General features: G+C 58.5%; 1 pseudogene. It reads right to left on the bottom strand.

What is annotated here, in order from left to right:
* Positions 1–369: pseudogene (locus tag KP705_RS19355) on the bottom strand (Tn3 family transposase); the annotation flags it as partial.

Here is a 369-nt window from a genome sequence, read left to right as displayed (position 1 = left end):
CAGCGCGGTTTCCAGCACTGCACGCCGTTGAGAAAGGAACGTGTCAGCCGTAGCATTGATCGCCAGAGGCAACGGTCCTTGCGCGCGCATCGCTGCAAACGTGGCTTCCGGAAGAAGGTAGGTGTCGAATGCGCGGTATTGGCGACTTTCCGTTACCCAGATGTCTCCGGCACGCAGACGCTCGCGCAGCTGGGTCAGAACACAGAGTTCGTAAGCCTGTCGTATGACTGTTCCCTCTGGCCTGACAAAGCTGTGCCAGGAAGGCGGAATGAAACGGATCGGACAGGAGTCAGGCAAGCGGCGTTTACCGGTCCGATAGAGGTCTCCAATGATCTGCACCGCCTTCAGTAATCCCTGTACCGTGCGACC

It is taken from the genome of Gluconobacter sp. P1D12_c, from assembly GCF_018812105.1.
Lineage (GTDB): Bacteria > Pseudomonadota > Alphaproteobacteria > Acetobacterales > Acetobacteraceae > Gluconobacter > Gluconobacter oxydans_A.
Note: the sequence above shows the minus strand (reverse complement) of the source record. Positions and strands in the feature narration are given on the sequence as shown.